Origin of the sequence: Serratia sp. CY52157 (assembly GCF_052168495.1) — a bacterium.
Lineage (GTDB): Bacteria > Pseudomonadota > Gammaproteobacteria > Enterobacterales > Enterobacteriaceae > Serratia > Serratia ureilytica.
Genome location: NZ_JBJNMO010000002.1, coordinates 338,446 through 361,439, shown reverse-complemented (window position 1 = coordinate 361,439; position 22,994 = coordinate 338,446). Strand labels below are relative to the sequence as shown.

19 protein-coding genes and 6 tRNA genes are annotated in these 22,994 nt (G+C 59.5%); 23 read left to right on the top strand and 2 right to left on the bottom strand.

Going from position 1 to position 22,994, the window contains the following annotated elements; translation table 11 throughout:
• The first annotated feature begins 2 nt into the window (after positions 1 to 2).
• The 10 genes from nagC to ACJ8IP_RS11380 all read left to right on the top strand — a co-directional run bounded on the left by nagC (position 3) and on the right by ACJ8IP_RS11380 (position 6,441).
• Positions 3 to 1,223, top strand: coding sequence for a DNA-binding transcriptional regulator NagC (gene nagC / locus ACJ8IP_RS11425; protein ID WP_019454064.1), 1,221 nt, complete (start codon positions 3 to 5; stop codon positions 1,221 to 1,223).
• A gap of 67 nt (positions 1,224 to 1,290) precedes the next feature.
• Positions 1,291 to 2,043, top strand: coding sequence for an HAD-IIA family hydrolase (locus ACJ8IP_RS11420; protein ID WP_004939957.1), 753 nt, complete (start codon positions 1,291 to 1,293; stop codon positions 2,041 to 2,043).
• A 190-nt stretch (positions 2,044 to 2,233) separates the two neighbouring features.
• Entirely contained in the window at positions 2,234 to 3,676 is a 1,443-nt protein-coding gene (locus ACJ8IP_RS11415; protein WP_342171276.1) for a carbohydrate-binding protein, read from the top strand.
• A gap of 283 nt (positions 3,677 to 3,959) precedes the next feature.
• On the top strand, positions 3,960 to 5,624 hold the full coding sequence (gene asnB / locus ACJ8IP_RS11410; protein WP_033642171.1) for an asparagine synthase B: 1,665 nt from the start codon (positions 3,960 to 3,962) through the stop codon (positions 5,622 to 5,624).
• A 218-nt stretch (positions 5,625 to 5,842) separates the two neighbouring features.
• A tRNA-Met gene (locus ACJ8IP_RS11405) sits at positions 5,843 to 5,919 on the top strand.
• 16 nt (positions 5,920 to 5,935) lie between these two features.
• Positions 5,936 to 6,020: transfer RNA gene (locus ACJ8IP_RS11400), tRNA-Leu, on the top strand.
• A gap of 30 nt (positions 6,021 to 6,050) precedes the next feature.
• A tRNA-Gln gene (locus ACJ8IP_RS11395) sits at positions 6,051 to 6,125 on the top strand.
• 44 nt (positions 6,126 to 6,169) lie between these two features.
• Positions 6,170 to 6,244 (top strand) — tRNA-Gln (locus tag ACJ8IP_RS11390).
• A 41-nt stretch (positions 6,245 to 6,285) separates the two neighbouring features.
• A tRNA-Met gene (locus tag ACJ8IP_RS11385) sits at positions 6,286 to 6,362 on the top strand.
• Positions 6,363 to 6,366: 4 nt separating this feature from the next.
• Positions 6,367 to 6,441 (top strand) — tRNA-Gln (locus ACJ8IP_RS11380).
• A gap of 88 nt (positions 6,442 to 6,529) precedes the next feature.
• On the opposite strand, the gene ubiF is transcribed toward ACJ8IP_RS11380, so the two are convergent.
• A complete protein-coding gene (gene ubiF, locus ACJ8IP_RS11375) occupies positions 6,530 to 7,711 on the bottom strand; it encodes a 3-demethoxyubiquinol 3-hydroxylase (RefSeq protein ID WP_089191295.1) in 1,182 nt (393 codons plus the stop codon).
• A gap of 197 nt (positions 7,712 to 7,908) precedes the next feature.
• Here ubiF and miaB point away from each other — a divergent pair, with 197 nt between their 5' ends.
• The 12 genes from miaB (at position 7,909) to ACJ8IP_RS11315 (ending at position 19,595) form a co-directional block, all read left to right on the top strand.
• On the top strand, positions 7,909 to 9,333 hold the full coding sequence (gene miaB / locus ACJ8IP_RS11370; protein WP_033642169.1) for a tRNA (N6-isopentenyl adenosine(37)-C2)-methylthiotransferase MiaB: 1,425 nt from the start codon (positions 7,909 to 7,911) through the stop codon (positions 9,331 to 9,333).
• Between the two features lie 120 nt (positions 9,334 to 9,453).
• On the top strand, positions 9,454 to 9,789 hold the full coding sequence (locus ACJ8IP_RS11365) for a zinc ribbon domain-containing protein YjdM (protein WP_116286592.1): 336 nt from the start codon (positions 9,454 to 9,456) through the stop codon (positions 9,787 to 9,789).
• Positions 9,790 to 10,047: 258 nt separating this feature from the next.
• Entirely contained in the window at positions 10,048 to 11,079 is a 1,032-nt protein-coding gene (locus ACJ8IP_RS11360; RefSeq protein ID WP_170853105.1) for a PhoH family protein, read from the top strand.
• Complete coding sequence (gene ybeY, locus ACJ8IP_RS11355; protein WP_004939970.1) at positions 11,076 to 11,549, top strand: rRNA maturation RNase YbeY; 474 nt, start codon at positions 11,076 to 11,078, stop codon at positions 11,547 to 11,549. The genes ACJ8IP_RS11360 and ybeY overlap by 4 nt, the downstream gene beginning before the upstream one ends.
• An 84-nt stretch (positions 11,550 to 11,633) precedes the next feature.
• On the top strand, positions 11,634 to 12,512 hold the full coding sequence (gene corC / locus ACJ8IP_RS11350; RefSeq protein WP_004939973.1) for a CNNM family magnesium/cobalt transport protein CorC: 879 nt from the start codon (positions 11,634 to 11,636) through the stop codon (positions 12,510 to 12,512).
• Positions 12,513 to 12,519: 7 nt separating this feature from the next.
• Positions 12,520 to 14,049, top strand: coding sequence for an apolipoprotein N-acyltransferase (gene lnt, locus ACJ8IP_RS11345; protein ID WP_042783847.1), 1,530 nt, complete (start codon positions 12,520 to 12,522; stop codon positions 14,047 to 14,049).
• 395 nt (positions 14,050 to 14,444) lie between these two features.
• A complete protein-coding gene (locus tag ACJ8IP_RS11340) occupies positions 14,445 to 15,341 on the top strand; it encodes an amino acid ABC transporter substrate-binding protein (RefSeq protein WP_033642166.1) in 897 nt (298 codons plus the stop codon).
• A gap of 216 nt (positions 15,342 to 15,557) precedes the next feature.
• Positions 15,558 to 16,298, top strand: coding sequence for an amino acid ABC transporter permease (locus tag ACJ8IP_RS11335; protein ID WP_004939979.1), 741 nt, complete (start codon positions 15,558 to 15,560; stop codon positions 16,296 to 16,298).
• Positions 16,298 to 16,972 carry a glutamate/aspartate ABC transporter permease GltK gene (gene gltK / locus ACJ8IP_RS11330; RefSeq protein ID WP_015376945.1) on the top strand — a complete coding sequence of 225 codons (675 nt, stop codon included), beginning with the start codon at positions 16,298 to 16,300 and terminating at the stop codon, positions 16,970 to 16,972. The genes ACJ8IP_RS11335 and gltK overlap by 1 nt, the downstream gene beginning before the upstream one ends.
• On the top strand, positions 16,972 to 17,697 hold the full coding sequence (locus tag ACJ8IP_RS11325) for an amino acid ABC transporter ATP-binding protein (protein WP_004939983.1): 726 nt from the start codon (positions 16,972 to 16,974) through the stop codon (positions 17,695 to 17,697). Before gltK ends, ACJ8IP_RS11325 begins: the two co-directional genes overlap by 1 nt.
• 113 nt (positions 17,698 to 17,810) lie before the next feature.
• Positions 17,811 to 18,743, top strand: a complete 933-nt coding sequence (gene rihA / locus ACJ8IP_RS11320) for a pyrimidine-specific ribonucleoside hydrolase RihA (RefSeq protein WP_164107195.1) — start codon at positions 17,811 to 17,813, stop codon at positions 18,741 to 18,743.
• 147 nt (positions 18,744 to 18,890) lie between these two features.
• Positions 18,891 to 19,595, top strand: coding sequence for an FMN-dependent NADH-azoreductase (locus tag ACJ8IP_RS11315; protein ID WP_033651152.1), 705 nt, complete (start codon positions 18,891 to 18,893; stop codon positions 19,593 to 19,595).
• A 40-nt stretch (positions 19,596 to 19,635) separates the two neighbouring features.
• Here ACJ8IP_RS11315 and ACJ8IP_RS11310 read toward each other — a convergent pair whose 3' ends face one another.
• Complete coding sequence (locus tag ACJ8IP_RS11310; RefSeq protein ID WP_025301844.1) at positions 19,636 to 20,118, bottom strand: zinc ribbon-containing protein; 483 nt, start codon at positions 20,116 to 20,118, stop codon at positions 19,636 to 19,638.
• Between the two features lie 285 nt (positions 20,119 to 20,403).
• On the opposite strand from ACJ8IP_RS11310, the gene leuS reads away from it, so the two are divergent.
• On the top strand, positions 20,404 to 22,986 hold the full coding sequence (leuS, locus tag ACJ8IP_RS11305; protein WP_047572364.1) for a leucine--tRNA ligase: 2,583 nt from the start codon (positions 20,404 to 20,406) through the stop codon (positions 22,984 to 22,986).
• Positions 22,987 to 22,994 lie beyond the last annotated feature (8 nt).

Here is a 22,994-nt window from a genome sequence, read left to right as displayed (position 1 = left end):
TGATGAGCACTGGCGGACAAGCACAAATAGGGAACGTTGACTTAGTCAAACAACTTAACGGCGCGGCAGTTTACCGCCTGATCGACCAGCAGGGCCCGATCTCGCGCATTCAGATTGCCGAACTCAGCCAGCTCGCCCCCGCCAGCGTCACCAAAATTACTCGCCAGCTGCTGGAGCGCGGGCTGATCAAAGAAGTCGATCAGCAGGCCTCCACCGGCGGCCGCCGCGCGATCTCCATCGTGTCGGAAACCCGTCATTTCCATACCGTCGCGGTGCGTCTCGGCCGCCACGACGCCACCATCACCCTGTATGACATGAGCGGCAAGTCGCTCAGCGAAGAACACTATCCGCTGCCGGAACGCACTCAAGAAACGCTGGAGAATGCGCTGTTCGCCGCCATCGCCCAATTCATCGACGCTAACCAGCGCCGCCTGCGCGAGCTGATCGCCATCGCGGTGATCCTGCCCGGCCTGGTGGATCCGGCGCTGGGCGTGGTGCGCTACATGCCGCACATCAGCGTCAGCAATTGGGCGCTGGTGGACAACCTGCAGCAGCGCTTTAACGTCACCAGCTTTGTCGGCCACGACATCCGCAGCCTGGCGCTGGCGGAGCACTACTTCGGCGCCACTCGCGACTGCGAAGACTCGATTCTGGTGCGCCTGCACCGCGGCACCGGCGCCGGCATCATCGTCAACGGGCAGATTTTTCTCGGCAACAACGGCAACGTCGGCGAGATCGGCCATATCCAGATCGATCCGCTGGGGGAACGCTGCCACTGCGGCAACTTCGGCTGCCTGGAAACCGTGGCCGCCAACGCCGCGATCGAACAGCGCGTGCGCCAGCTGCTGAGCCAGGGCTATCCGAGCAAACTGACGCTGGAAGACTGCGGCATCAACGCCATCTGCAAGGCCGCCAACCGCGGCGATCTGCTGGCCAGCGAAGTGATCGAACACGTAGGCCGCTATCTGGGCAAGGCGGTGGCCATCGCCATCAACCTGTTCAATCCGCAGAAGGTGGTGATCGCCGGTGAGATCACCGAAGCGGACAAGGTGCTGCTGCCGGCGATCCAGAGCTGCATCAATACCCAGGTGCTGAAGGACTTCCGCAAAAATCTGCCGGTGGTGACCTCCGAACTCAATCATCGCTCGGCGATCGGCGCTTTCGCCCTGGCCAAACGCGCGATGCTCAACGGCGTGCTCTTGCAGCGATTGCTGGAAAGCTGATCCGCCGCTTCTGGCAGGCGTGTTATCGTCACCCTTCGCCTGCCGTAATCATGAGAAACAGCGACAAATGAAAATCAAAAACGTTATATGCGATATCGACGGCGTGCTGCTGCATGACAATACGCCGGTGCCCGGCGCCGATCTGTTCCTGGCGCGCATCCAGGAACAGGGCATGCCGCTGGTGGTGCTGACCAACTACCCATCACAGACCGCACAGGATCTGGCGAACCGCTTCGCCGCCGCCGGGCTGGAAGTGCCGGAGAGCGCGTTCTACACCTCGGCGATGGCCACCGCCGATTTCCTGCGCCGTCAGGAAGGCAAAAAAGCCTATGTGGTCGGCGAAGGCGCCCTGATCCATGAGCTGTACAAAGCCGGTTTCACCATCACCGACATCAACCCGGACTTCGTGATCGTCGGTGAAACCCGCTCTTACAACTGGGACATGATGCATAAAGCCGCCTACTTCGTGAGCAACGGCGCGCGCTTTATCGCCACCAACCCGGATAGTCACGGCCACGGCTTCTCGCCGGCCTGCGGCGCGCTGTGCGCCCCCATCGAGAAGATCACCGGCCGCAAGCCGTTTTACGTCGGCAAGCCCAGCCCGTGGATCATTCGCGCCGCACTGAACAAAATGCAGGCGCACTCGGAAGAGACGGTGATCGTCGGCGATAACCTGCGCACCGACATTCTGGCGGGCTTCCAGGCCGGCCTGGAAACCGTGCTGGTGCTGTCCGGCGTCTCCACGCTGAGCGACATCGAAACCATGCCGTTCCGCCCGAGCTACGTCTACCCTTCCGTCGCCGATATCACCATCTTCTGATGCGGCCATGGCGGCCGCCCGGCCGCCATTATTTCCTTCTCCCTCAGCGTCAGTTTGAATTTAATTCGTTCATGGCCGTAAAAGGTTTCAGCCTGCCTGCGTTAAAAATCCTCATTATAACGTTACGCCCCGCCAATAGCTGATATTGCCGGCGAGCGAAAAACCCTTACCCCTAATTAATGAGGCTACCATGAGCACAAATAACACTATTAATGCCGTCGCCGCCGATGACGCGGCCATTATGCCGTCTATCGCCAATAAAAAGATCCTGATGGGTTTCTGGCACAACTGGGCCGCCGGCGCCAGTGACGGCTATCAGCAGGGCCAGTTCACCAATATGAACCTGACCGACATTCCCGCCGAGTACAACGTGGTGGCCGTCGCCTTTATGAAAGGCCAGGGCATCCCAACCTTCAAGCCTTACAACCTGTCCGACGCCGAGTTCCGCCGCCAGGTGGGCGTGCTGAACAGCCAGGGCCGCGCGGTGCTGATCTCCCTCGGCGGCGCAGACGCGCATATCGAGCTGAAAACCGGCGACGAAGACAAGCTGAAAGACGAGATTATTCGCCTGGTGGAAGTCTATGGCTTCGACGGACTGGATATCGATCTGGAACAGGCGGCGATCGGCGCCGCCAATAATAAAACCGTCTTGCCTGCGGCGCTGAAAAAAGTAAAAGACCATTACGCCGCCCAGGGGAAAAACTTTATTATCAGCATGGCGCCGGAATTCCCATACTTACGTGAAAATGGCACCTACCTGGATTATATCAGCGCCCTCGAAGGCTATTACGACTTTATCGCGCCGCAATATTATAACCAGGGCGGCGACGGTATTTGGGTGGATGAACTCAATGCCTGGATCACGCAGAATAACGACGCCATGAAAGAGGACTTCCTCTACTACCTGACGGAAAGCCTGGTTACCGGCACCCGCGGCTATGCGAAGATCCCGGCGGCGAAATTCGTCATCGGCCTGCCGAGCAACAACGATGCCGCCGCCACCGGCTACGTGATCGATAAACAGGCGGTGTATAACGCTTTCTCACGTCTCGACGCCAAAAACCTGTCGATCAAGGGCCTGATGACCTGGTCAATCAACTGGGATAACGGCAAGAGCAAAGCCGGCGTCGCCTACAATTGGGAGTTCAAAACCCGCTATGCGCCGCTGATTCAGGGCGGCGTCACCCCGCCGCCGGGAAAGCCTAATGCGCCGACGGCGCTGACGGTCGCCGAGCTGGGCGCCACCTCGCTGAAACTGAGCTGGGCCGCCGCCACCGGCGCCTCACCGATCGCCAGCTACACCGTCTACCGCAACGGCAACCCGATCGGCCAAACCGCCGGTCTGTCGCTGGCCGACAGCGGTCTGACGCCGGCAACCCAGTACAGCTACTTCGTTACCGCGACCGACACCCTGGGCAATACCTCCCTGCCGAGCAGCGCGCTGGCGGTCAAAACCGCCAATGACGGTACGCCGCCCGATCCGGGCGCGCCCGAGTGGCAGAACAACCACAGCTACAAAGCCGGCGACGTCGTGAGTTATAAAGGCAAGAAATACACCTGTATTCAGGCGCACACCTCCAATGCCGGCTGGACGCCGGATGCCGCGTTCACCCTCTGGCAGCTCATCGCCTAATCGCTAATCGATTGCCGGTCAAACTGGCCGGCAATCCCGCCATCACGCTAAAAATTGCATAATCGACAATTTTTTACGCCGATAACTGAAAATCCGTTAAAAACCTCAGCCACGCAAACAACTATTTCTCAGCGCATGGCTAAAACGCTTGCATCCTCTGCAGCTTTTGGCGCATTTTCATAACCACAGCGCAGCAAAACCGCGTTATCGCTGATAAATCGGCAATGCTGCCCATAACAGTAAAAACAACATCACAGTCATAAAAGCCCGTTAGGAGAGTTGTATGTGTTCTATTTTCGGTGTGCTCGATCTGAAGTCCGATCCCGTTGAACTGCGTAAGAAAGCGCTGGAGCTGTCACGTCTGATGCGCCACCGCGGCCCGGATTGGTCCGGCGTTTACGCCAGCGACAAAGCCATTCTGGCTCACGAACGCCTGTCGATCGTCGACGTCAACAACGGCGCTCAACCGCTGTACAACGCTGCGCACACCCACGTTCTGGCGGTCAACGGCGAAATTTACAACCACCAGGCGCTGCGCCAACAGCTGAGCGACCGCTATGCCTTCCAGACCGGCTCCGACTGTGAAGTGATCCTGGCGCTGTATCAGGAGAAAGGCCCGGAGTTCCTCGACGATCTGCAAGGCATGTTCGCCTTTGCCCTGTATGACACCGAAAAAGACGCCTACCTGATCGGCCGCGATCACCTGGGCATCATCCCGCTGTACATGGGCCATGACGAACACGGCAACCTGTACGTTGCCTCGGAAATGAAAGCGCTGGTGCCGGTGTGCCGCACCATCAAGGAATTCCCGGCCGGCAGCTACCTGTGGAGCCAGGACGGCCAGATCCGCGAATACTATCGCCGCGACTGGTTCGATTACGACAGCGTCAAGGACAACGTGACCGACGCCGCCGCCCTGCGCACCGCGCTGGAAGAGTCGGTGAAAAGCCACCTGATGTCCGACGTGCCTTACGGCGTGCTGCTGTCGGGCGGGCTGGATTCTTCGGTCATTTCGGCGATCACCAAGAAGTACGCCGCGCGCCGCGTGGAAGATCAGGAACGCAGCGAAGCCTGGTGGCCGCAGCTGCACTCCTTCGCCGTCGGGCTGGAAGGCTCGCCGGATCTGCGCGCCGCGCAGGAGGTGGCCAACCATCTGGGCACCGTGCACCATGAGATCCACTTCACCGTGCAGGAAGGGCTGGACGCCATCCGCGACGTGATTTACCACATCGAAACCTATGACGTCACCACCATCCGCGCGTCGACGCCGATGTACCTGATGTCACGCAAAATCAAGGCGATGGGCATCAAGATGGTGCTTTCCGGCGAAGGCGCGGACGAAGTGTTCGGCGGCTACCTGTACTTCCATAAGGCGCCGGACGCCCGCGAATTCCACGAAGAGACCGTACGCAAACTGCTGGCGCTGCACATGTTCGACTGCGCGCGCGCCAACAAGGCGATGTCCGCCTGGGGCGTCGAAGCCCGCGTGCCGTTCCTGGACAAGAAATTCCTCGACGTGGCGATGCGCATCAACCCGAAAGATAAAATGTGCGGCAACGGCAAAATGGAAAAACACATCGTTCGCGAATGTTTCGAGTCCTATTTGCCCGCCAGCGTGGCCTGGCGCCAGAAAGAGCAGTTCTCCGACGGCGTCGGCTACAGCTGGATCGACACGCTAAAAGAGGTGGCTGCGCAGCAAATTAGCGATCAACAGCTCGAAACCGCGCGTTTCCGCTTCCCGTACAACACGCCGACGTCGAAAGAAGGCTACCTGTACCGCGAAATCTTCGAGGAGCTGTTCCCGCTGCCGAGCGCCGCCGAATGCGTGCCGGGCGGCCCATCCGTCGCCTGCTCGTCCGCCAAGGCCATCGAGTGGGATGAATCGTTCAAGAAGATGGACGATCCTTCCGGCCGCGCCGTCGGCGTGCACCAGGCCGCCTATAAATAATCGCGCGGCATTTTCCCCGAGGCGGGCCTTTTGGCCCGCCTTTTTGTTGCCTTTTCCGCCCGCCAACTGCCTGAATTGCCGATTTTATCGCCATAATGTTCACAACCCAGACAAACGGCGCTTCCGGGCGCTTTTTCGGGAAAAAACTTGTTGACGCAAATCGGTCATATACGCATAATGCGCCCCGCAACGCCGATGAAGGCAAAGCAAAAAAAGAGGGCTACGTAGCTCAGCTGGTTAGAGCACATCACTCATAATGATGGGGTCACAGGTTCGAATCCCGTCGTAGCCACCATCTCTTTTTTGTATTTGCGGGAGTGGCGAAATTGGTAGACGCACCAGATTTAGGTTCTGGCGCCGCAAGGTGTGCGAGTTCAAGTCTCGCCTCCCGCACCATTTCTCTTCATCGTCGGCGCAGTATGTTGATGGGGTATCGCCAAGCGGTAAGGCACCGGTTTTTGATACCGGCATTCCCTGGTTCGAATCCAGGTACCCCAGCCATATTCTTTCGGGAACGGGGTTTCAACATAAGATTTGTTTGCAGGTGGGGTATCGCCAAGCGGTAAGGCACCGGTTTTTGATACCGGCATTCCCTGGTTCGAATCCAGGTACCCCAGCCATAACAAACTGTTTGCAAATCAAAGAAGTAAAAAGTAACATCGGCTACGTAGCTCAGCTGGTTAGAGCACATCACTCATAATGATGGGGTCACAGGTTCAAATCCCGTCGTAGCCACCATAATTGGGGTGTCGCCAAGCGGTAAGGCTCTGGTTTCTGATACCAGCATACCCAGGTTCGAATCCTGGCACCCCAGCCATATTTAGAAAAGCCCGCTTCGGCGGGCTTTTTGCTGTCTGCCGTTCAGCCAACCTTAAATAGGCCCAGCCACCGCTGAGCCCTGTCGGTTACAATCCCAAGGCGTACTTCAACGCATGCTCTTTCAGCTTGCCCGCCCGCTGCGCGGCCATCAGCGCCAGATTGCGCGCCACGGTCAGCGGCGCCAGGTTATTGCTGAAGGCGGTATAGAACAGATCCATGCCGCTCTGCATCAACAGATTGTCGGTACGGCGGCGGCGTTGATAGCGCAGCAGCACCGCCTCGCCGCTCCAGTCTTCTCCCTGCTCCCGCGCCTCGCTCAGCACGTTCAGCAAGGCATCCACATCGCGATACCCCAGATTGACGCCCTGCCCGGCCAGCGGGTTGATGGTATGCGCCGCATCGCCCAGCAGCGCCAGGCCCGGCAGCACGTAGCGCTGCGCATGACGGCGCGTCAACGGGAACGATCCGGCGGCATGCACCTTGACCGGGCCCAGTCGCGCCGGAAAAGCGGCGGCGATCTCGCGCTCCAGCTGCGCCGGCGGCATCGCCTGCAGTTGGCGAATGCGCTGCGGGCTGTCATACCACACCAGCGACGCCCAGCTGTCGTACAGCGGCAGGAAAGCGCGCGGCCCTGACGGGAAGAAGCGCTGCCAGGTCACATCCTGCTGCGGCGCGCCGGTATCGACGGTGATCAACATGCACGCCTGACGATACTGCCAGCCGTTGGTGCCGATCGCCGCCAGCTTGCGCACCTGCGAGTTGGCGCCGTCGGCGCCGACAACCAGCCGCGCCTGCAGCGTTTCACCGCTGTCCAGCGTCAGTTGCCAGGCCTTGTCCGCCCGCTGCAGCGATTGCAGCCTGGCGGGGCACAGCAGCGTCAAATTGGCGCACTGTGCGAACTGCTGCCACAGCGCCAGCTGCAAAATGCGGTTTTCCACCATAAAGCCCAACTCCGGCAGCCCCAGCGATAGCGCATCGAACGCCACGCGCGACGACGCCCATTCCCAGGTCTCCAGCCGGCGATATGGCGCCGTGCGCATCGCCGTCACGGCGGGCCAGGCGCCGAGCTGTTTCAGCAGCCCCACCGAGGTGCAGCCGATAGCGGAAATGCGCAGGTCCGGCGGGCTTTGCGCCTCGAACGCCTGCGGCGCCTGATGTTCCAGCAACGCCACCGACCAGCCCGCCTGCGCCAGGCCCAGAGCCGCCGCCGCGCCGACCATGCCGCCGCCCACCACCACCGCGTCGTACCGATTTTGAGATGTCTTCATATTGGCTATGTTTTCTATGTGAATGCTCGCCATCCCACCCGACATGGCGTTTTGCGCAGTGTACCGGATTTTCGCTTCGGCTTCAGGTTGCGTGCCATTTTCCCCCGCGCTGGTCACAACGGCGGCAAATGATTACAATACGCGCCCTGCATGTCGCGTAACGCAACTTTCGCTCCGCACTGAGTAATGGCAAGTCAATGACGAAAAAACTACATATCAAAACCTGGGGCTGCCAGATGAATGAGTACGATTCATCGAAAATGGCCGACCTGTTGAACAGCACGCACGGCTTCGAGTGGACCGACAACGCCGAGGAAGCGGACGTGCTGTTGCTGAACACCTGCTCGATCCGTGAAAAAGCGCAGGAAAAAGTTTTCGCCATGCTGGGGCGCTGGCGCTTGCTGAAAGAGAAGAACCCGTCTGTCATCATCGGCGTCGGCGGTTGCGTGGCCTCGCAAGAAGGCGAACTGATCCGCAGCCGCGCGCCTTGCGTCGACGTGGTATTCGGCCCGCAGACCCTGCACCGCCTGCCGGAAATGATCAACCACGTTCAGGGCACCCGCAGCCCGGTGGTCGATATCAGTTTCCCGGAGATCGAAAAGTTCGACCGCCTGCCGGAGCCGCGCGCCGAAGGCCCGACCGCGTTCGTGTCGATCATGGAAGGCTGCAACAAATACTGCACTTTCTGCGTGGTGCCATACACCCGCGGCGAGGAAGTGAGCCGCCCGAGCGATGACGTGCTGTTCGAAATCGCCCAACTGGCGGCGCAGGGCGTGCGCGAAGTCAACCTGCTCGGCCAAAACGTCAACGCGTACCGCGGCGCCACGCATGACGGCGATATCTGCTCGTTCGCCGAACTGCTGCGCCTGGTGGCCGCCATCGACGGCATCGATCGCATTCGCTTCACCACCAGCCACCCTATCGAGTTCACTGACGACATCATCGCGGTGTACGAAGACACGCCGGAGCTGGTCAGCTTCCTGCACCTACCGGTGCAGAGCGGTTCGGATCGCATCCTGACCATGATGAAACGCGCCCATACCGCGCTGGAGTATAAGGCGATTATCCGCAAGCTGCGCAAGGCGCGCCCGAACATCCAGCTCAGCTCCGACTTCATCGTCGGTTTCCCGGGCGAGAGCCAGGCCGACTTCGAACAGACCATGAACCTGATCGCCGACGTCAACTTCGACGTCAGCTTCAGCTTCATCTATTCGTCGCGCCCCGGTACGCCGGCGGCGGACATGGTTGACGACGTCAGCGAAGAAGAGAAAAAACAGCGGCTGTATATTCTGCAGGATCGCATCAACCAGCAGGCGCTGCAGTTCAGCCGCCGCATGCTCGGCACCGTCCAGCGCATTCTGGTGGAAGGCACCTCGCGCAGAAGCGTGATGGAGCTGGCCGGGCGCACGGAGTGCAACCGTGTGGTAAACTTCGAAGGCACGCCCGACATGATCGGCCAGTTTGTCGACGTGGAAATTACCGAGGTGCTGACCAACACCCTGCGTGGCGCAGTGGTGCGCACCGAACAGCAGATGGATCTGCGCGTACATGAATCCCCGCAGTCGGTGATCGCCCGTACCCGCAAAGAAAACGCGCTGGGCGTCGGCATTTACCAGCCCTGACGCCGCGGCGGCCCGCATTATCGCCGCCCGTTCGCGCTACTCCTTACCGTTTCTCCGCCGGGCGTCCGCGCCCGGTGATGTTCTTTTTTTTATTTTTTATTGTTGAAGAGGCGACATAACATGCAACTCCCACACTGCCCGAAGTGCAACTCCGAATACACCTACCAGGACAATGCCCTGTTCATCTGCCCTGAGTGCGCTCACGAGTGGAGCGACAGCGCCCCGGCGGAAGAGCAGGACGCGCTGATCGTCAAAGACGCCAACGGCAACCTGCTGGCGGACGGCGATGCGGTCACCGTGATCAAAGACCTGAAGGTCAAAGGCAGCTCCTCGATGCTGAAGATCGGCACCAAGGTGAAAAACATTCGTCTGGTGGAAGGCGACCACAACATCGACTGCAAAATCGACGGCTTCGGCCCGATGAAGCTGAAATCCGAGTTCGTGAAAAAGAACTGATTCTCGGCGGCCTTGTCCTGTGATGACGCGGCGGGCTTTGCGCCCCGCCGCGTTTTTTCCTTATCTTCCCTTGAATTCCGCCGACGGCGCACAGATAGATCAGCGGTAAACTTGCGCCGTTGCGGCGCACCATGAATAATTCAAGAAAGAGAGTATTCAGGCTCGCCCTGAACGCGCGCGTCCCGGACGCGCTATGTGACATCAACCAGGCCCGATGTGACCTAGAGGAATAGTTTGAACGTCGCAACACAAGAAATTATGTTGGAGCCCGCAGACAACAAGCGTTTGCTCAGCCTGTGCGGCCCGTTTGATGACAACATCAAGCAACTCGAGCGCCGATTGGGCATCGAAATCAATCGTCGCGACAACCGCTTCAAGCTGGTCGGCAAAAACCTGTGCGTGGTCGCCGCCGCCGATATCCTGCGCCATCTGTACGTGGATACCGCGCCGATTCGCGGCGTGATCCCGGATATCGATCCGGAGCAAATCCATCTGGCTATCAAAGAGAGCCGGGTGCTGGAACAGGTGGCGGACAGCGTGCCGGATTACGGCAAGGCGGTCACCATCAAAACCAAGCGCGGCATGGTGAAACCGCGCACGCCTAACCAGGCGCAGTACATCGCCAACATTCTCGATCACGACATCACCTTCGGCATCGGCCCGGCCGGTACCGGCAAAACTTACCTGGCGGTCGCCGCCGCGGTGGATGCGCTGGAACGCCAGGAAATTCGCCGTATTCTGCTGACCCGTCCCGCGGTCGAAGCCGGCGAAAAGCTGGGCTTCCTGCCGGGCGATCTGAGCCAGAAGGTTGATCCTTATCTGCGCCCGCTGTACGACGCCCTGTTCGAAATGCTGGGCTTCGAGCGCGTGGAGAAGCTCATTGAGCGCAACGTGATCGAAGTCGCGCCGCTGGCCTATATGCGCGGCCGTACGCTGAACGACGCCTTTATCATTCTGGATGAGAGCCAGAACACCACCATCGAGCAGATGAAGATGTTCCTGACGCGCATCGGTTTCAACTCGAAGGCGGTCATCACCGGCGACGTCACCCAGATCGACCTGCCGCGCAACCAGAAATCCGGCCTGCGCCACGCGGTGGAAGTGCTGTCGGACGTGGAAGAACTGAGCTTCAACTTCTTCCACAGCGAAGACGTGGTGCGCCACCCGGTGGTGGCCCGCGTGGTCATCGCTTATGAGGCCTGGGAAGCGGCCGAACAGAAACGCAAAGACGCAATTGCCGAACAACGTAAGCGCGAGGCGCTCGCCGCCTCCGAGCAGGAGACACCATGAGTCAGGTGATTTTGGATCTGCAGATTGCCTGTGAAAGCAGCGACGGCCTGCCGGATGAAGCCACGTTCCAGCGCTGGCTGGAAGGCGTGCTGCCGCAATTTCAGGAAGAGGCCGAGGTCACCGTACGTCTGGTGGACGAAGCGGAAAGCCACGAGCTGAACCTGACCTATCGCGGCAAAGACAAGCCGACCAACGTGCTCTCTTTCCCGTTCGAAGCCCCGCCGGGCATCGAGCTGCCGCTGCTCGGCGATCTGATCATCTGCCGCCAGGTGGTTGAACAGGAAGCGATTGAGCAAGGCAAGGCGCTGGAGGCCCACTGGGCGCATATGGTTGTCCACGGCAGCCTTCATCTGCTAGGGTATGACCACATCGAAGACGATGAAGCCGAAGAAATGGAGTCTTTGGAAACCGAAATCATGCACGGACTGGGCTACCCTGATCCGTACCTGGCGGAAAAAGACCCCGTCTGACGTCAGCCGTTTACCTTACAGCCCCTAACGGGGCTGTCGCTGACGCCCCTTAACTCTGACATGAGTGACAGTAACGAAAACGCCATGAGCGACGACCATTCACAAAGCAATGACAGCCCCAGTCCCAAGAAGGGGTTCTTTACTCTTATCCTTAACCAGCTGTTCCACGGCGAGCCCAAAAACCGTGGCGATCTGGTCGAGCTGATCCGTGATTCCGAACAAAACGACCTGATCGATCCCGATACCCGCGACATGCTGGAAGGCGTGATGGATATCGCCGAACAGCGCGTGCGCGACATCATGATCCCCCGCTCCCAGATGGTGACGCTCAAGCGCAACCAGACGCTGGAAGAGTGCCTGGACGTGATTATCGACTCCGCCCACTCGCGCTTCCCGGTGATCAGCGAAGACAAAGATCACATCGAAGGCATCCTGATGGCCAAGGATCTGCTGCCGTTCATGCGCGCAGACTCTGAGCCGTTCAGCATCGACAAAGTGCTGCGCACCGCGGTGGTGGTGCCGGAAAGCAAGCGCGTCGACCGGATGTTGAAAGAGTTCCGCTCCCAGCGCTACCACATGGCGATTGTCATTGACGAATTCGGCGGCGTGTCCGGCCTGGTCACCATCGAAGACATTCTGGAACTGATCGTCGGCGAGATCGAAGACGAATACGACGACGAAGACGATCTGGATATCCGCCAGCTCAGCCGCCACATGTACACCGTACGCGCGCTGGCGCCGATCGAAGACTTCAACGAAGCCTTCGGCACCCACTTCAGCGACGACGAGGTCGATACCATCGGCGGTCTGGTGATGCAGGCCTTCGGCCACCTGCCGGCGCGCGGGGAAACCATTGAAATCGAAGGTTACCTATTTAAAGTTGCCATGGCCGACAGTCGACGTATCATCCAGGTTCATGTAAAAATTCCGGACGATTCTCCACCACCGAAACTGGAAGATTAAATCCAACATGGCTAAAGCCTCATTACTTGAACGCCAGCGGGTTCGCGCCCTGCTGGCGCTGTTGTCAGGTGCCGGCGGGACGCTGGCGTTCTCGCCCTACGATTTCTGGCCCGCGGCCATCGTCTCCCTGTTCGGCCTGCTGGCCGTTACCCTCAATCGCACCACCAAACAGTCCGCCCTGCTCGGCTTTGTCTGGGGCTTCGGGTTGTTCGGCAGCGGGATCAACTGGGTGTATGTCAGCATCGCCGATTTCGGCGGCATGCCCTTCGCCGTCAACGTCTTCCTGGTGGCGCTGCTCGCCGCTTACCTGTCGCTGTATACCGGGCTGTTCGCCGGGCTGCTGACCCGCCTGTGGCCGGCGACCCGCTGGTGGCGGCTGGCCATCGCCGCGCCGGCGCTGTGGCAGGTCACGGAATTCCTGCGCGGCTGGGTGCTGACCGGCTTCCCATGGCTGCAGTTCGGCTATAGCCAGATCAACGGCCCGCTGAAAGGCATCGCGCCGCTGCTGGGCGTCGACGCCATCACCTTTGTGCTGATGGCCATCGCCGGCCTGCTGGTGTACGCCGTCAATCAGCGCCGCCTCTCGGCGGCGGTGATCGCCGCCGCGCTGCTGTTGTTGCCATGGCCGCTGCGCCAGCTGCAGTGGTTTACTCCGCAGACGGATAAAGCGGTGAATGTCGCCATGGTGCAAGGCAACATCGCTCAATCGATGAAATGGGATCCGAAAGCGCTGGTCAGCACGCTGCAAACCTATCTGGACGAAACCCGTCCCTACATGGGTAAGGCACCGATCGTTATCTGGCCGGAATCCGCCATCCCGGATTATGAAGCCAATCAGAACGGCTTCCTGACGATGATGGACGACCTGATGCGGGCGAAGAACAGCAGCCTCATCACCGGCATCGTCGACGTGCGCGCCACGCCGCAGGGCCAGCAAATCTACAACAGCGCCATCGTGCTCGGTGAACCGACGCCGTACAGGTACCCGGCCAACGATCGCTACAACAAGCACCACCTGGTGCCGTTCGGCGAGTTCGTACCGCTGGAGACGCTGCTGCGGCCGCTGGCGCCGTTCTTCGACCTGCCGATGTCCTCCTTCAGCCGCGGCGACTACGTACAACCGCAGCTCAGCGTACGCGGCTACAACCTGACGGCGGCCATTTGCTACGAAATCGTGTTGGGCCAGCAGGTGCGCGATAACTTCCGCCCGGACACCAACTTCCTGCTGACCATCTCCAACGACGCCTGGTTCGGCCACTCCATCGGCCCATGGCAGCACTTCCAGATGGCGCGCATGCGGGCGCTGGAACTGGGCCGGCCGCTGCTGCGCAGCACCAACAACGGCGTCACCGCCGCAGTGGACGCGAACGGCGACGTGATCGCCGAGATCCCGCAGTTCACTCGTCAGGTGCTTGAAGTGAAGGTCACACCGACCACCGGCGTCACGCCTTACGCGCGTTTCGGCGCCGCGCCGCTGTGGGTGATCACCCTGTTGCTGGGCGGTTGGGCGCTGATGTTGGGCCTGCGCCGCAAATAGTCCTGTTCGCCGGGGCGCGCCCGCCGCGCCCCGCGTTTCCGTAAACGTTCCCCCACCTCGGTCAGAAAACGTCGTTAAATCAACGCGGCTGGCACACTCCTTGCTTTATCTAAGGTGACATCGCACGTCGGTTAACTTTTGCTGACGTTTTGTCGCACCCGTGCACATTTTGGAGGCGCCGAACGCACCATGCAGGTGCATCGGGGTTTGGTTGCATTGATTTGGTGCGCGCGGCGTCTCAAAAAATGAAACATTTTAGTTTCAAGATATTCACAATCGGTTATTTTTTAACGGCTATCCGTTCTAAGACTATCTTTATAACCTGAGCAATAAATAGTCGATTTAAACCTGACGCTCTTTAGTCAGAGCCACCACAACAGCAAAGGAGTTGGACCATGCAAATGCGTAAATTGGCGTTATCGTTACTGCTGCTCGGTATGGCAGGTAGCGTAGCGCACGCGGAAGACCTGACCGGTACGCTGAAGAAAATCAAAGACAACGGCGTTATCGTTGTCGGCCACCGCGAATCGTCTGTGCCCTTTTCCTACTACGACAACCAGCAAAAAGTTGTGGGCTACTCTCAGGACTACTCCAACCAAATCGTTGAAGCCGTTAAGAAAAAGCTGAATGCACCGAATCTGCAGGTGAAAATGCTGCCGATTACCTCGCAGAACCGCATCCCGCTGCTGCAAAACGGCACCTATGACTTCGAATGCGGTTCTACCACCAATAACGTAGAGCGCCAGAAACAGGCCGCCTTCTCCGACACCATCTTTGTGGTCGGCACCCGCCTGCTGGTGAAGAAAGGCTCCGACATCAAAGACTTTAAAGACCTGGCCGGCAAACCGGTGGTGGTCACCTCCGGCACCACGTCCGAAGTGTTGCTGAACAAACTGAACGACAGCGACAAAATGAACATGCGCATCATCAGCGCCAAAGACCACGGCGACTCCTTCCGCACCCTGGAAAGCGGCCGCGCGGTGGCCTTCATGATGGATGACGCCCTGCTGGCGGGCGAGCGCGCCAAAGCCAAGAAGCCGGATCAATGGGAAATCATCGGCACGCCGCAGTCGAAAGAAGCCTACGGTTGCATGCTGCGTAAAGACGATCCTGAGTTCAAGAAACTGGTCGATGACACTATCGCCCAGGCGCAAACCTCCGGTGAAGCGGCCAAGTGGTTTGATAAATGGTTCAAGCAGCCTATCCCACCGAAAAACCTCAACATGAACTTCGAGCTGTCGGACGACATGAAGCAACTGTTCAAAGCGCCTAACGACAAAGCGTTGAACTAACTCAATAGAATAAAGCCGGGGCGGCCGCCAAGCCAAACCGGCCCAGTTGATGACTGGGACAGACAGGAATGAGGGGGGCCGTTCCCCTCCCTCATTTTCCCCAAGGCGCGTCACCGATCTCCGCACACAACAAGCCAGCCCGACTGGCCGCGCGGCGATCGGCGCCTATCAAGTCATCACTTTTCGGCGCCCTGCGCCCGTTTATCGGAGTTTGTTATGTCAATAGATTGGAACTGGGGTATCTTCCTGCAGCAGGCCCCGTTTGGGAACACCACTTACCTCGGCTGGATCTGGTCCGGCTTTCAGGTCACGGTGGCCCTCTCCGTCTGTGCATGGATTATCGCTTTCTTCGTCGGTTCACTGTTCGGTATCTTGCGTACCGTGCCCAACCGCTTTCTTTCCACTCTCGGCACCTGTTACGTCGAACTGTTCCGCAACGTGCCGCTGATCGTGCAATTCTTTACCTGGTATCTGGTGATCCCCGAGCTGCTGCCGGCCAATATCGGCACCTGGTTCAAGACCGAGCTGGATCCCAACGTGCAGTTCTTCGTCTCTTCCATGCTCTGTCTGGGGCTGTTTACCGCCGCCCGCGTTTGCGAGCAAGTGCGCGCCGCCATTCAATCCCTGCCGCGCGGCCAGAAAGCCGCCGGGTTGGCGATGGGCCTGACGCTGCCGCAAACCTACCGCTACGTGCTGTTGCCGAACGCCTACCGGGTTATCGTGCCGCCGATGACCTCGGAGATGCTCAACCTGGTCAAAAACTCCGCCATCGCCTCCACCATCGGCCTGGTGGACATGGCCGCACAGGCCGGCAAGCTGTTGGATTACTCCGCACACGCCTATGAATCCTTTACCGCCATTACGCTGGCTTATATCGGCATCAACGCCGTGATCATGCTGTTTATGCGTCTGGTCGAAAAGAAAGTGCAGTTGCCTGGCAACCTGGGGAGTAAATAATGTACGAATTTGACTGGGCGTCGATCGTCCCAAGCTTCCCTTATCTGCTGCAGGGCATGGCGATCACGCTGAAGATCACCGTGACCGCCATCGTGGTCGGCATTCTGTGGGGCACCGTGCTGGCGGTGATGCGTCTGTCGCCGTTCAAGCCCATCAGCTGGTTCGCCACCCTGTATGTTAACCTGTTCCGCTCGGTGCCGCTGGTGATGGTGCTGCTGTGGTTCTATCTGGTGGTTCCAAGCTTATTACAACAGGTTCTAGGCCTGTCGCCGAAAACCGATATTCGCCTGATCTCGGCTATGGTAGCCTTTTCCCTGTTTGAAGCGGCCTATTACTCGGAAATCATCCGCGCCGGTATCATCAGCATCTCGCGCGGCCAATCCTCCGCCGCGTTGGCGCTGGGCATGACGCATTGGCAATCCATGCGGCTGGTGATCCTGCCGCAGGCGTTCCGCGCCATGGTGCCACTGCTGCTGACCCAGGGCATCGTCCTGTTCCAGGATACCTCGCTGGTTTACGTACTGAGCCTGGCCGACTTCTTCCGCACCGCATCGACCATCGGCGAACGCGACGGCACCCAGGTTGAAATGATCCTGTTCGCCGGCTTTGTCTATTTTGTTATCAGCCTCGCCGCCTCGGCGCTGGTAAGCTATTTGAAGAAAAGGACTGTTTGATGATATCCCTGAAAAATGTTTCCAAGTGGTACGGTCACTTTCAAGTGTTGACCGATTGCACCACCGAAGTGAAAAAAGGCGAAGTGGTCGTCGTCTGCGGTCCTTCAGGTTCCGGCAAGTCCACCCTGATCAAAACCGTCAACGGCCTGGAGCCGATCCAGCAGGGAAGCATCCTGGTGAACGGCACGCCCGTCAACGACAAGAAAACCAACCTGGCGCAGCTGCGCGCCAAGGTCGGCATGGTGTTCCAACACTTTGAACTGTTCCCGCACCTGTCCATTATCGACAACCTGACGCTGGCGCAGGTAAAAGTGCTCAAGCGCGACAAGACCGCCTCACGCGAGAAGGGCCTGAAGCTGCTGGAACGCGTCGGCCTGTCCGCCCATGCCAACAAGTTCCCCGGTCAGCTCTCCGGCGGCCAGCAACAGCGTGTCGCCATCGCCCGCGCGCTGTGCATGGATCCGATCGCCATGTTGTTCGATGAACCGACCTCGGCGCTCGATCCGGAAATGATCAACGAAGTGCTGGACGTGATGGTCGAGCTGGCGAACGAAGGCATGACCATGATGGTGGTGACCCACGAAATGGGCTTCGCCCGCAAGGTGGCGAACCGCGTGATCTTTATGGACGAAGGCAAAATCGTCGAAGACCGCAACAAAGACGATTTCTTCAACAACCCCGAGTCCGATCGCGCCAAGGACTTCCTCGCCAAGATCCTGCACTAAGTTCTCGCTATGCGCCCCGCCAGGGGCGCATCTTTTCTCCCGGCACGAAAAGCGCTTGTATCTCCTCGTTTTTGATCCGATGCTCGCCGGATAACAAACAGAGGAGAAAGAACATGCCCCGCCCTATTATCATCGATTGCGATCCCGGCCTCGACGACGCCATCGCGCTGGCTATGGCGCTGCGCTCGCCGGAGCTGGACGTCAAAGCCATCACCACCTCCGCCGGCAACCAGACTCAGGAGAAAACCCTGCATAACGCGCTGGGTCTGCTGACCCTGATGCAGCGCGAGGACATCCCTGTCGCCGCCGGCGCCGCTCGCCCGCTGATGCGCGAGCTGGTGATCGCCGACTATGTCCACGGCAAAACCGGCATGGGCAACACCCACCTGCCGACGCCGGCCCTCAAACCCGATCCCCGCGGCGCCGTCGAGCTGATCGCCGACCTGCTGCGCGCCAGCCCGCAGCCAATCACCCTGGTGGTGACCGGCCCGATGACCAACATCGCCCTGCTGTTGGCCCAGCATGCCGAGCTGAAAAGCCGTATCGAGCGCATCGTATTTATGGGCGGCGGCATGAATGCCGGCAATACCACGCCGGTGGCGGAATTCAATATCTTCGTCGATCCCGAAGCCGCCGAGATGGTGTTGAAATCCGGCGTGCCGCTGACCATGGCCGGGCTGAACGTCACCCACCAGGCGCTGGTGCTGCCGCAGGATATCGAGCGCATTCGTCAGATAGCCAATCCGGTCGCGCAGGCGGTGGCGGAGATGCTCGATTTTTACCTGCCGCTGTATCTCAGCCACCCGCGCGGCCTGCCTGGCGCGGCGATGCACGATCCCTGCACCATCGCCTGGCTGCTGGCGCCGCAGCTGTTTACCGGCGTTGAACGCTGGGTCGGTGTGGAAACCAAAGGGGAGTACACCGTCGGCATGACGGTGGTGGACTATTTCCAGCAAACCGGCAACGCGGCCAACGTGGAAGTGCTGACCGGCATCGATCGCGCAGGCTTTATCGATCTGCTGGCCGAGCGCGTCGCGCGTTATTAATCCTCTCGGGGCGCGCTCGCGCCCTCATTCAACTTTTTTGATTTAACTCAGCGAATTTTTGCGCTATCACTGTTGATGGCTTGCCTCTACCATGCGTTTACACCGATTGACATCGTTACCGATTACACTTCGCCTGGAGATAAGCCAATGAGCCGCGTACTGGTCCTGAAATCAAGTATTCTGGGTGAATATTCCCAGTCTGGAAAATTAGTCGATTTTTTTGTTGAACAATGGCGAGAAGCTCACCCGGAAGACACCTTCACCGTGCGCGACTTGGCTAACCCAACGCTGCCGGAGCTGGATGGCGAAGTGATGGCCGGCTTTACCGCCGGCGACAACCCGCTGACGCCGCATCAGCAAAGCACCCTGGCGCTGTCCGATGAGCTGATTGCCGAGCTGAAGTCGCACGACACGCTGATCATCAGCGCCCCGATGTACAACTTCAACATCCCGACGCAGCTGAAGATCTACTTCGATCTGATCGCCCGCGCCGGTCAGACGTTCCGCTACACCTCCGCCGGCGCCGAAGGGCTGGTGACGGGCAAAAAAGCGATCGTCATCTCCAGCCGCGGCGGCATCCACGCCGACACGCCGACGGATCTGATCACCCCGTACGTGAAGCTGTTCCTGGGCTTTATCGGCATCACCGACGTTGAATTCGTGCTGGCGGAAGGCTTCGCCTACGGCCCGGAAGCGGCGGAGAAAGCCGCCCAGGACAGCCGCATCGCGGTCGCGCAGAAAATCCCGGCCGGCGTCGCCGTCCCGGCCAGCGCACCTGCGCCGGCAAACGTCGCCCAAGAAGCCGTCAGCGGCGGCTTCCTGAGCAACCTGCTGAAGAAACTGTTCCGTTAACGGTAAACGTCAGCGTTCCCCGCCGCGGCGGGGGACGTCATCAGGGTTCAAATGGCCGACGCTGGAACTGGTCGTGACCGCATTTCGGGCAGAGCGGCAGCACTTCCGGCGTGTAAAACGCCAGGTGGTAGTGACACTGCTCGCAGACCAGATTGCCCAGCCCCACCACTTCACCGCTGTGATACACGCCGTGGTGGCTGACATCCTTGAACACCTCGCGCCACTCCAGCTGGGTTTTATCGGTGATATCCGCCAGTTCCTGCCACAGGCTCTCCTTAATCACCCGCATAAACACGCTGTCGGTAAACTCGTCCCGGCTTTCCTGATAGCTGCGGGCGAACTCTTCCAGATCGCGCCGCACCGCCTGCGTCACCTGCCGCACCTCGTCGCGCGTCAGATCTTCGGCCTCGTTCAACCGCCGCTCCGCGCTGGCCACCAGTTCGTCGATATCGCGTTCGCCGTTTTTCAGACGTTCGGTCAGCGATGCCACCAATTCGCGGTAATACTGAGCAACCTTGTTCATAGACTCTCCTCGATAAACGCTGCGCCGGACTTGGCCATGGGGATACCCTTAAGCTACTTGTTCTTATTTTAGCCGTAAATGACTGATGTCACTTGGCAAGACGCGGGATCCGCAGGTTGTGAGCCGCGTCATGGCGGCGTTTTTTTTAAATGCGCCGAGTCAGGCGCTTGGAGTTGTTGCCGGGAGGTCTTATCAGCTATGCTATGCGGATCTACGAATACTAAATGTTCATTGCGTTGCCTCTGACCGGGGCAACGGTTTACACCTACAGGACCACCGGCCGCCATGCAAGAGCAATACCGTCCAGAAGACATAGAATCGAACGTACAGCTTCACTGGCAAGAGAAGCAGACTTTCAAAGTTACCGAAGACGACAGCAAAGAAAAGTACTACTGCCTATCCATGCTGCCTTACCCGTCCGGCCGACTGCACATGGGCCACGTTCGTAACTACACTATCGGCGACGTGATCTCGCGCTATCAGCGCATGCTGGGCAAAAACGTACTGCAGCCGATCGGCTGGGATGCGTTCGGCCTGCCGGCGGAAGGCGCGGCGGTGAAAAACAACACCGCGCCGGCCCCGTGGACCTACGACAACATCGAATACATGAAGAACCAGCTGAAACTGCTGGGCTTCGGCTACGACTGGGATCGCGAAATCGCCACCTGCCAGCCGGAATACTATCGCTGGGAACAGTGGTTCTTCACCAAGCTGTATGAAAAAGGCCTGGTCTACAAGAAGACCTCGGCGGTGAACTGGTGCCCGCACGATCTGACCGTGCTGGCCAACGAACAGGTTATTGACGGCTGCTGCTGGCGCTGCGACACCAAGGTCGAGCGTAAAGAGATCCCGCAGTGGTTCATCAAAATCACCGCCTACGCCGATCAGCTGCTGAACGATCTGGACACGCTGGAAAGCTGGCCGGAGCAGGTGAAAACCATGCAGCGCAACTGGATTGGCCGCTCCGAAGGCGTGGAAATCACCTTCGACGTGGCTGGCAGCGAAGAGAAGCTGACGGTTTACACCACCCGCCCGGACACCTTCATGGGCGCCACCTACGTGGCGGTCGCCGCGGGCCACCCGCTGGCGCAACAGGGCGCGCGCAACAACCCGGCGCTGACCGACTTCATCGACGAATGCCGCAACACCAAAGTGGCCGAAGCCGAAATGGCGACGATGGAGAAGAAAGGCATGCCGACCGGCCTGTTCGTTGTCCATCCGCTGAGCGGCGAGAAGCTGCCGGTGTGGGTCGCCAACTTCGTGCTGATGGAATACGGCACCGGCGCCGTGATGGCGGTGCCGGCGCACGACCAGCGCGACTGGGAATTCGCCACCAAATATGATTTGCCGATCAAACCGGTGATCCTGAACCTCGACGGCAGCCAGCCTGACGTGAGCGCCGAAGCGATGACTGACAAAGGCGCGCTGTTCAACTCCGGCGAGTTTGACGGTCTGGACAACGAAGCGGGCTTTAACGCCATCGCCGACAAACTGGTCGCCAAAGGCGTCGGCCAGCGCAAGGTCAACTACCGTCTGCGCGACTGGGGCGTTTCCCGTCAGCGTTACTGGGGCGCGCCAATCCCGATGGTGACCCTGGAAGACGGCACCGTGATGCCGACGCCGGAAGACCAACTGCCGGTGATCCTGCCGGAAGACGTGGTCATGGACGGCATCACCAGCCCGATCAAGGCCGACCCTGAGTGGGCGAAGACCACCGTCAACGGCCAGCCGGCGCTGCGCGAAACCGACACCTTCGACACCTTTATGGAGTCCTCCTGGTACTACGCGCGCTACACCTGCCCGCAGTATGACCAGGGCATGCTGGATCCGGCCGCCGCTAACTACTGGCTGCCGGTCGATCAATATATCGGCGGCATCGAGCACGCCATCATGCACCTGATGTACTTCCGCTTCTTCCACAAGCTGATGCGCGATGCGGGCCTGGTGGATTCCGATGAGCCGGCCAAGCGCCTGCTGTGTCAGGGCATGGTGCTGGCCGACGCCTTCTACTACACCGGCAACAGCGGCGAGCGCGTCTGGGTATCCCCGGTTGACGCCACCGTCGAGCGCGATGACAAAGGCCGCATCATCAAGGCCACCGATCCGCAAGGCCGTGAACTGGTCTATGCTGGCATGAGCAAAATGTCGAAGTCGAAGAACAACGGCATCGACCCGCAGGAGATGGTGGAAAAATACGGCGCGGACACCGTGCGTCTGTTCATGATGTTCGCTTCACCGGCAGAAATGACGCTGGAGTGGCAGGAATCCGGCGTGGAAGGGGCTAACCGCTTCCTGAAACGCGTATGGAAACTGGCCTACGATCACGTGGAAAAAGGCGCGGTGCAGCCGCTGGACGTGGCGTCGCTGAACGAAGAGCAGAAAGCGCTGCGCCGCGATCTGCATAAAACCATCGCCAAAGTGACCGACGATATCGGCCGCCGCCAGACCTTCAACACCGCGATCGCCGCCGTGATGGAGCTGATGAACAAACTGGCCCGTGCGCCGCAGGAGAGCGAGCAGGATCGCGCGCTGCTGCAGGAAGCGCTGCTGGCCGTCGTTCGCATGCTGTATCCGTTCACCCCGCACGTGTGCTTCGCCCTGTGGCAGGCGCTGGGCGGCGAAGGCGACGTGGACACCGCGCCATGGCCGGTTGCCGACGAGCAGGCGATGGTCGAAGACTCCAAGCTGGTGGTGGTGCAGGTGAACGGCAAGGTTCGCGCTAAAATCACCGTATCTGCCGATGCGACCGAAGAGCAAGTGCGCGCGCGCGCTGCCGAAGAGCATCTGGTGGCTAAATATCTGGACGGCGTCACGATTCGCAAAGTGATCTACGTTCCGGGCAAACTGCTTAACCTGGTTGTGGGTTAACACAAGGA

Excerpts from the sequence above, each read along its gene's own strand:
- nagC (WP_019454064.1), top strand. The coding sequence starts at position 3 with ATGAGCACTGGCGGACAAGCACAAATAGGGAACGTTGACTTAGTCAAA.
- ACJ8IP_RS11420 (WP_004939957.1), top strand. The coding sequence starts at position 1,291 with ATGAAAATCAAAAACGTTATATGCGATATCGACGGCGTGCTGCTGCAT.
- ACJ8IP_RS11415 (WP_342171276.1), top strand. The coding sequence starts at position 2,234 with ATGAGCACAAATAACACTATTAATGCCGTCGCCGCCGATGACGCGGCC.
- asnB (WP_033642171.1), top strand. The coding sequence starts at position 3,960 with ATGTGTTCTATTTTCGGTGTGCTCGATCTGAAGTCCGATCCCGTTGAA.
- ubiF (WP_089191295.1), bottom strand. The coding sequence starts at position 7,711 with ATGAAGACATCTCAAAATCGGTACGACGCGGTGGTGGTGGGCGGCGGC.
- miaB (WP_033642169.1), top strand. The coding sequence starts at position 7,909 with ATGACGAAAAAACTACATATCAAAACCTGGGGCTGCCAGATGAATGAG.
- ACJ8IP_RS11365 (WP_116286592.1), top strand. The coding sequence starts at position 9,454 with ATGCAACTCCCACACTGCCCGAAGTGCAACTCCGAATACACCTACCAG.
- ACJ8IP_RS11360 (WP_170853105.1), top strand. The coding sequence starts at position 10,048 with ATGTTGGAGCCCGCAGACAACAAGCGTTTGCTCAGCCTGTGCGGCCCG.
- ybeY (WP_004939970.1), top strand. The coding sequence starts at position 11,076 with ATGAGTCAGGTGATTTTGGATCTGCAGATTGCCTGTGAAAGCAGCGAC.
- corC (WP_004939973.1), top strand. The coding sequence starts at position 11,634 with ATGAGCGACGACCATTCACAAAGCAATGACAGCCCCAGTCCCAAGAAG.
- lnt (WP_042783847.1), top strand. The coding sequence starts at position 12,520 with ATGGCTAAAGCCTCATTACTTGAACGCCAGCGGGTTCGCGCCCTGCTG.
- ACJ8IP_RS11340 (WP_033642166.1), top strand. The coding sequence starts at position 14,445 with ATGCAAATGCGTAAATTGGCGTTATCGTTACTGCTGCTCGGTATGGCA.
- ACJ8IP_RS11335 (WP_004939979.1), top strand. The coding sequence starts at position 15,558 with ATGTCAATAGATTGGAACTGGGGTATCTTCCTGCAGCAGGCCCCGTTT.
- gltK (WP_015376945.1), top strand. The coding sequence starts at position 16,298 with ATGTACGAATTTGACTGGGCGTCGATCGTCCCAAGCTTCCCTTATCTG.
- ACJ8IP_RS11325 (WP_004939983.1), top strand. The coding sequence starts at position 16,972 with ATGATATCCCTGAAAAATGTTTCCAAGTGGTACGGTCACTTTCAAGTG.
- rihA (WP_164107195.1), top strand. The coding sequence starts at position 17,811 with ATGCCCCGCCCTATTATCATCGATTGCGATCCCGGCCTCGACGACGCC.
- ACJ8IP_RS11315 (WP_033651152.1), top strand. The coding sequence starts at position 18,891 with ATGAGCCGCGTACTGGTCCTGAAATCAAGTATTCTGGGTGAATATTCC.
- ACJ8IP_RS11310 (WP_025301844.1), bottom strand. The coding sequence starts at position 20,118 with ATGAACAAGGTTGCTCAGTATTACCGCGAATTGGTGGCATCGCTGACC.
- leuS (WP_047572364.1), top strand. The coding sequence starts at position 20,404 with ATGCAAGAGCAATACCGTCCAGAAGACATAGAATCGAACGTACAGCTT.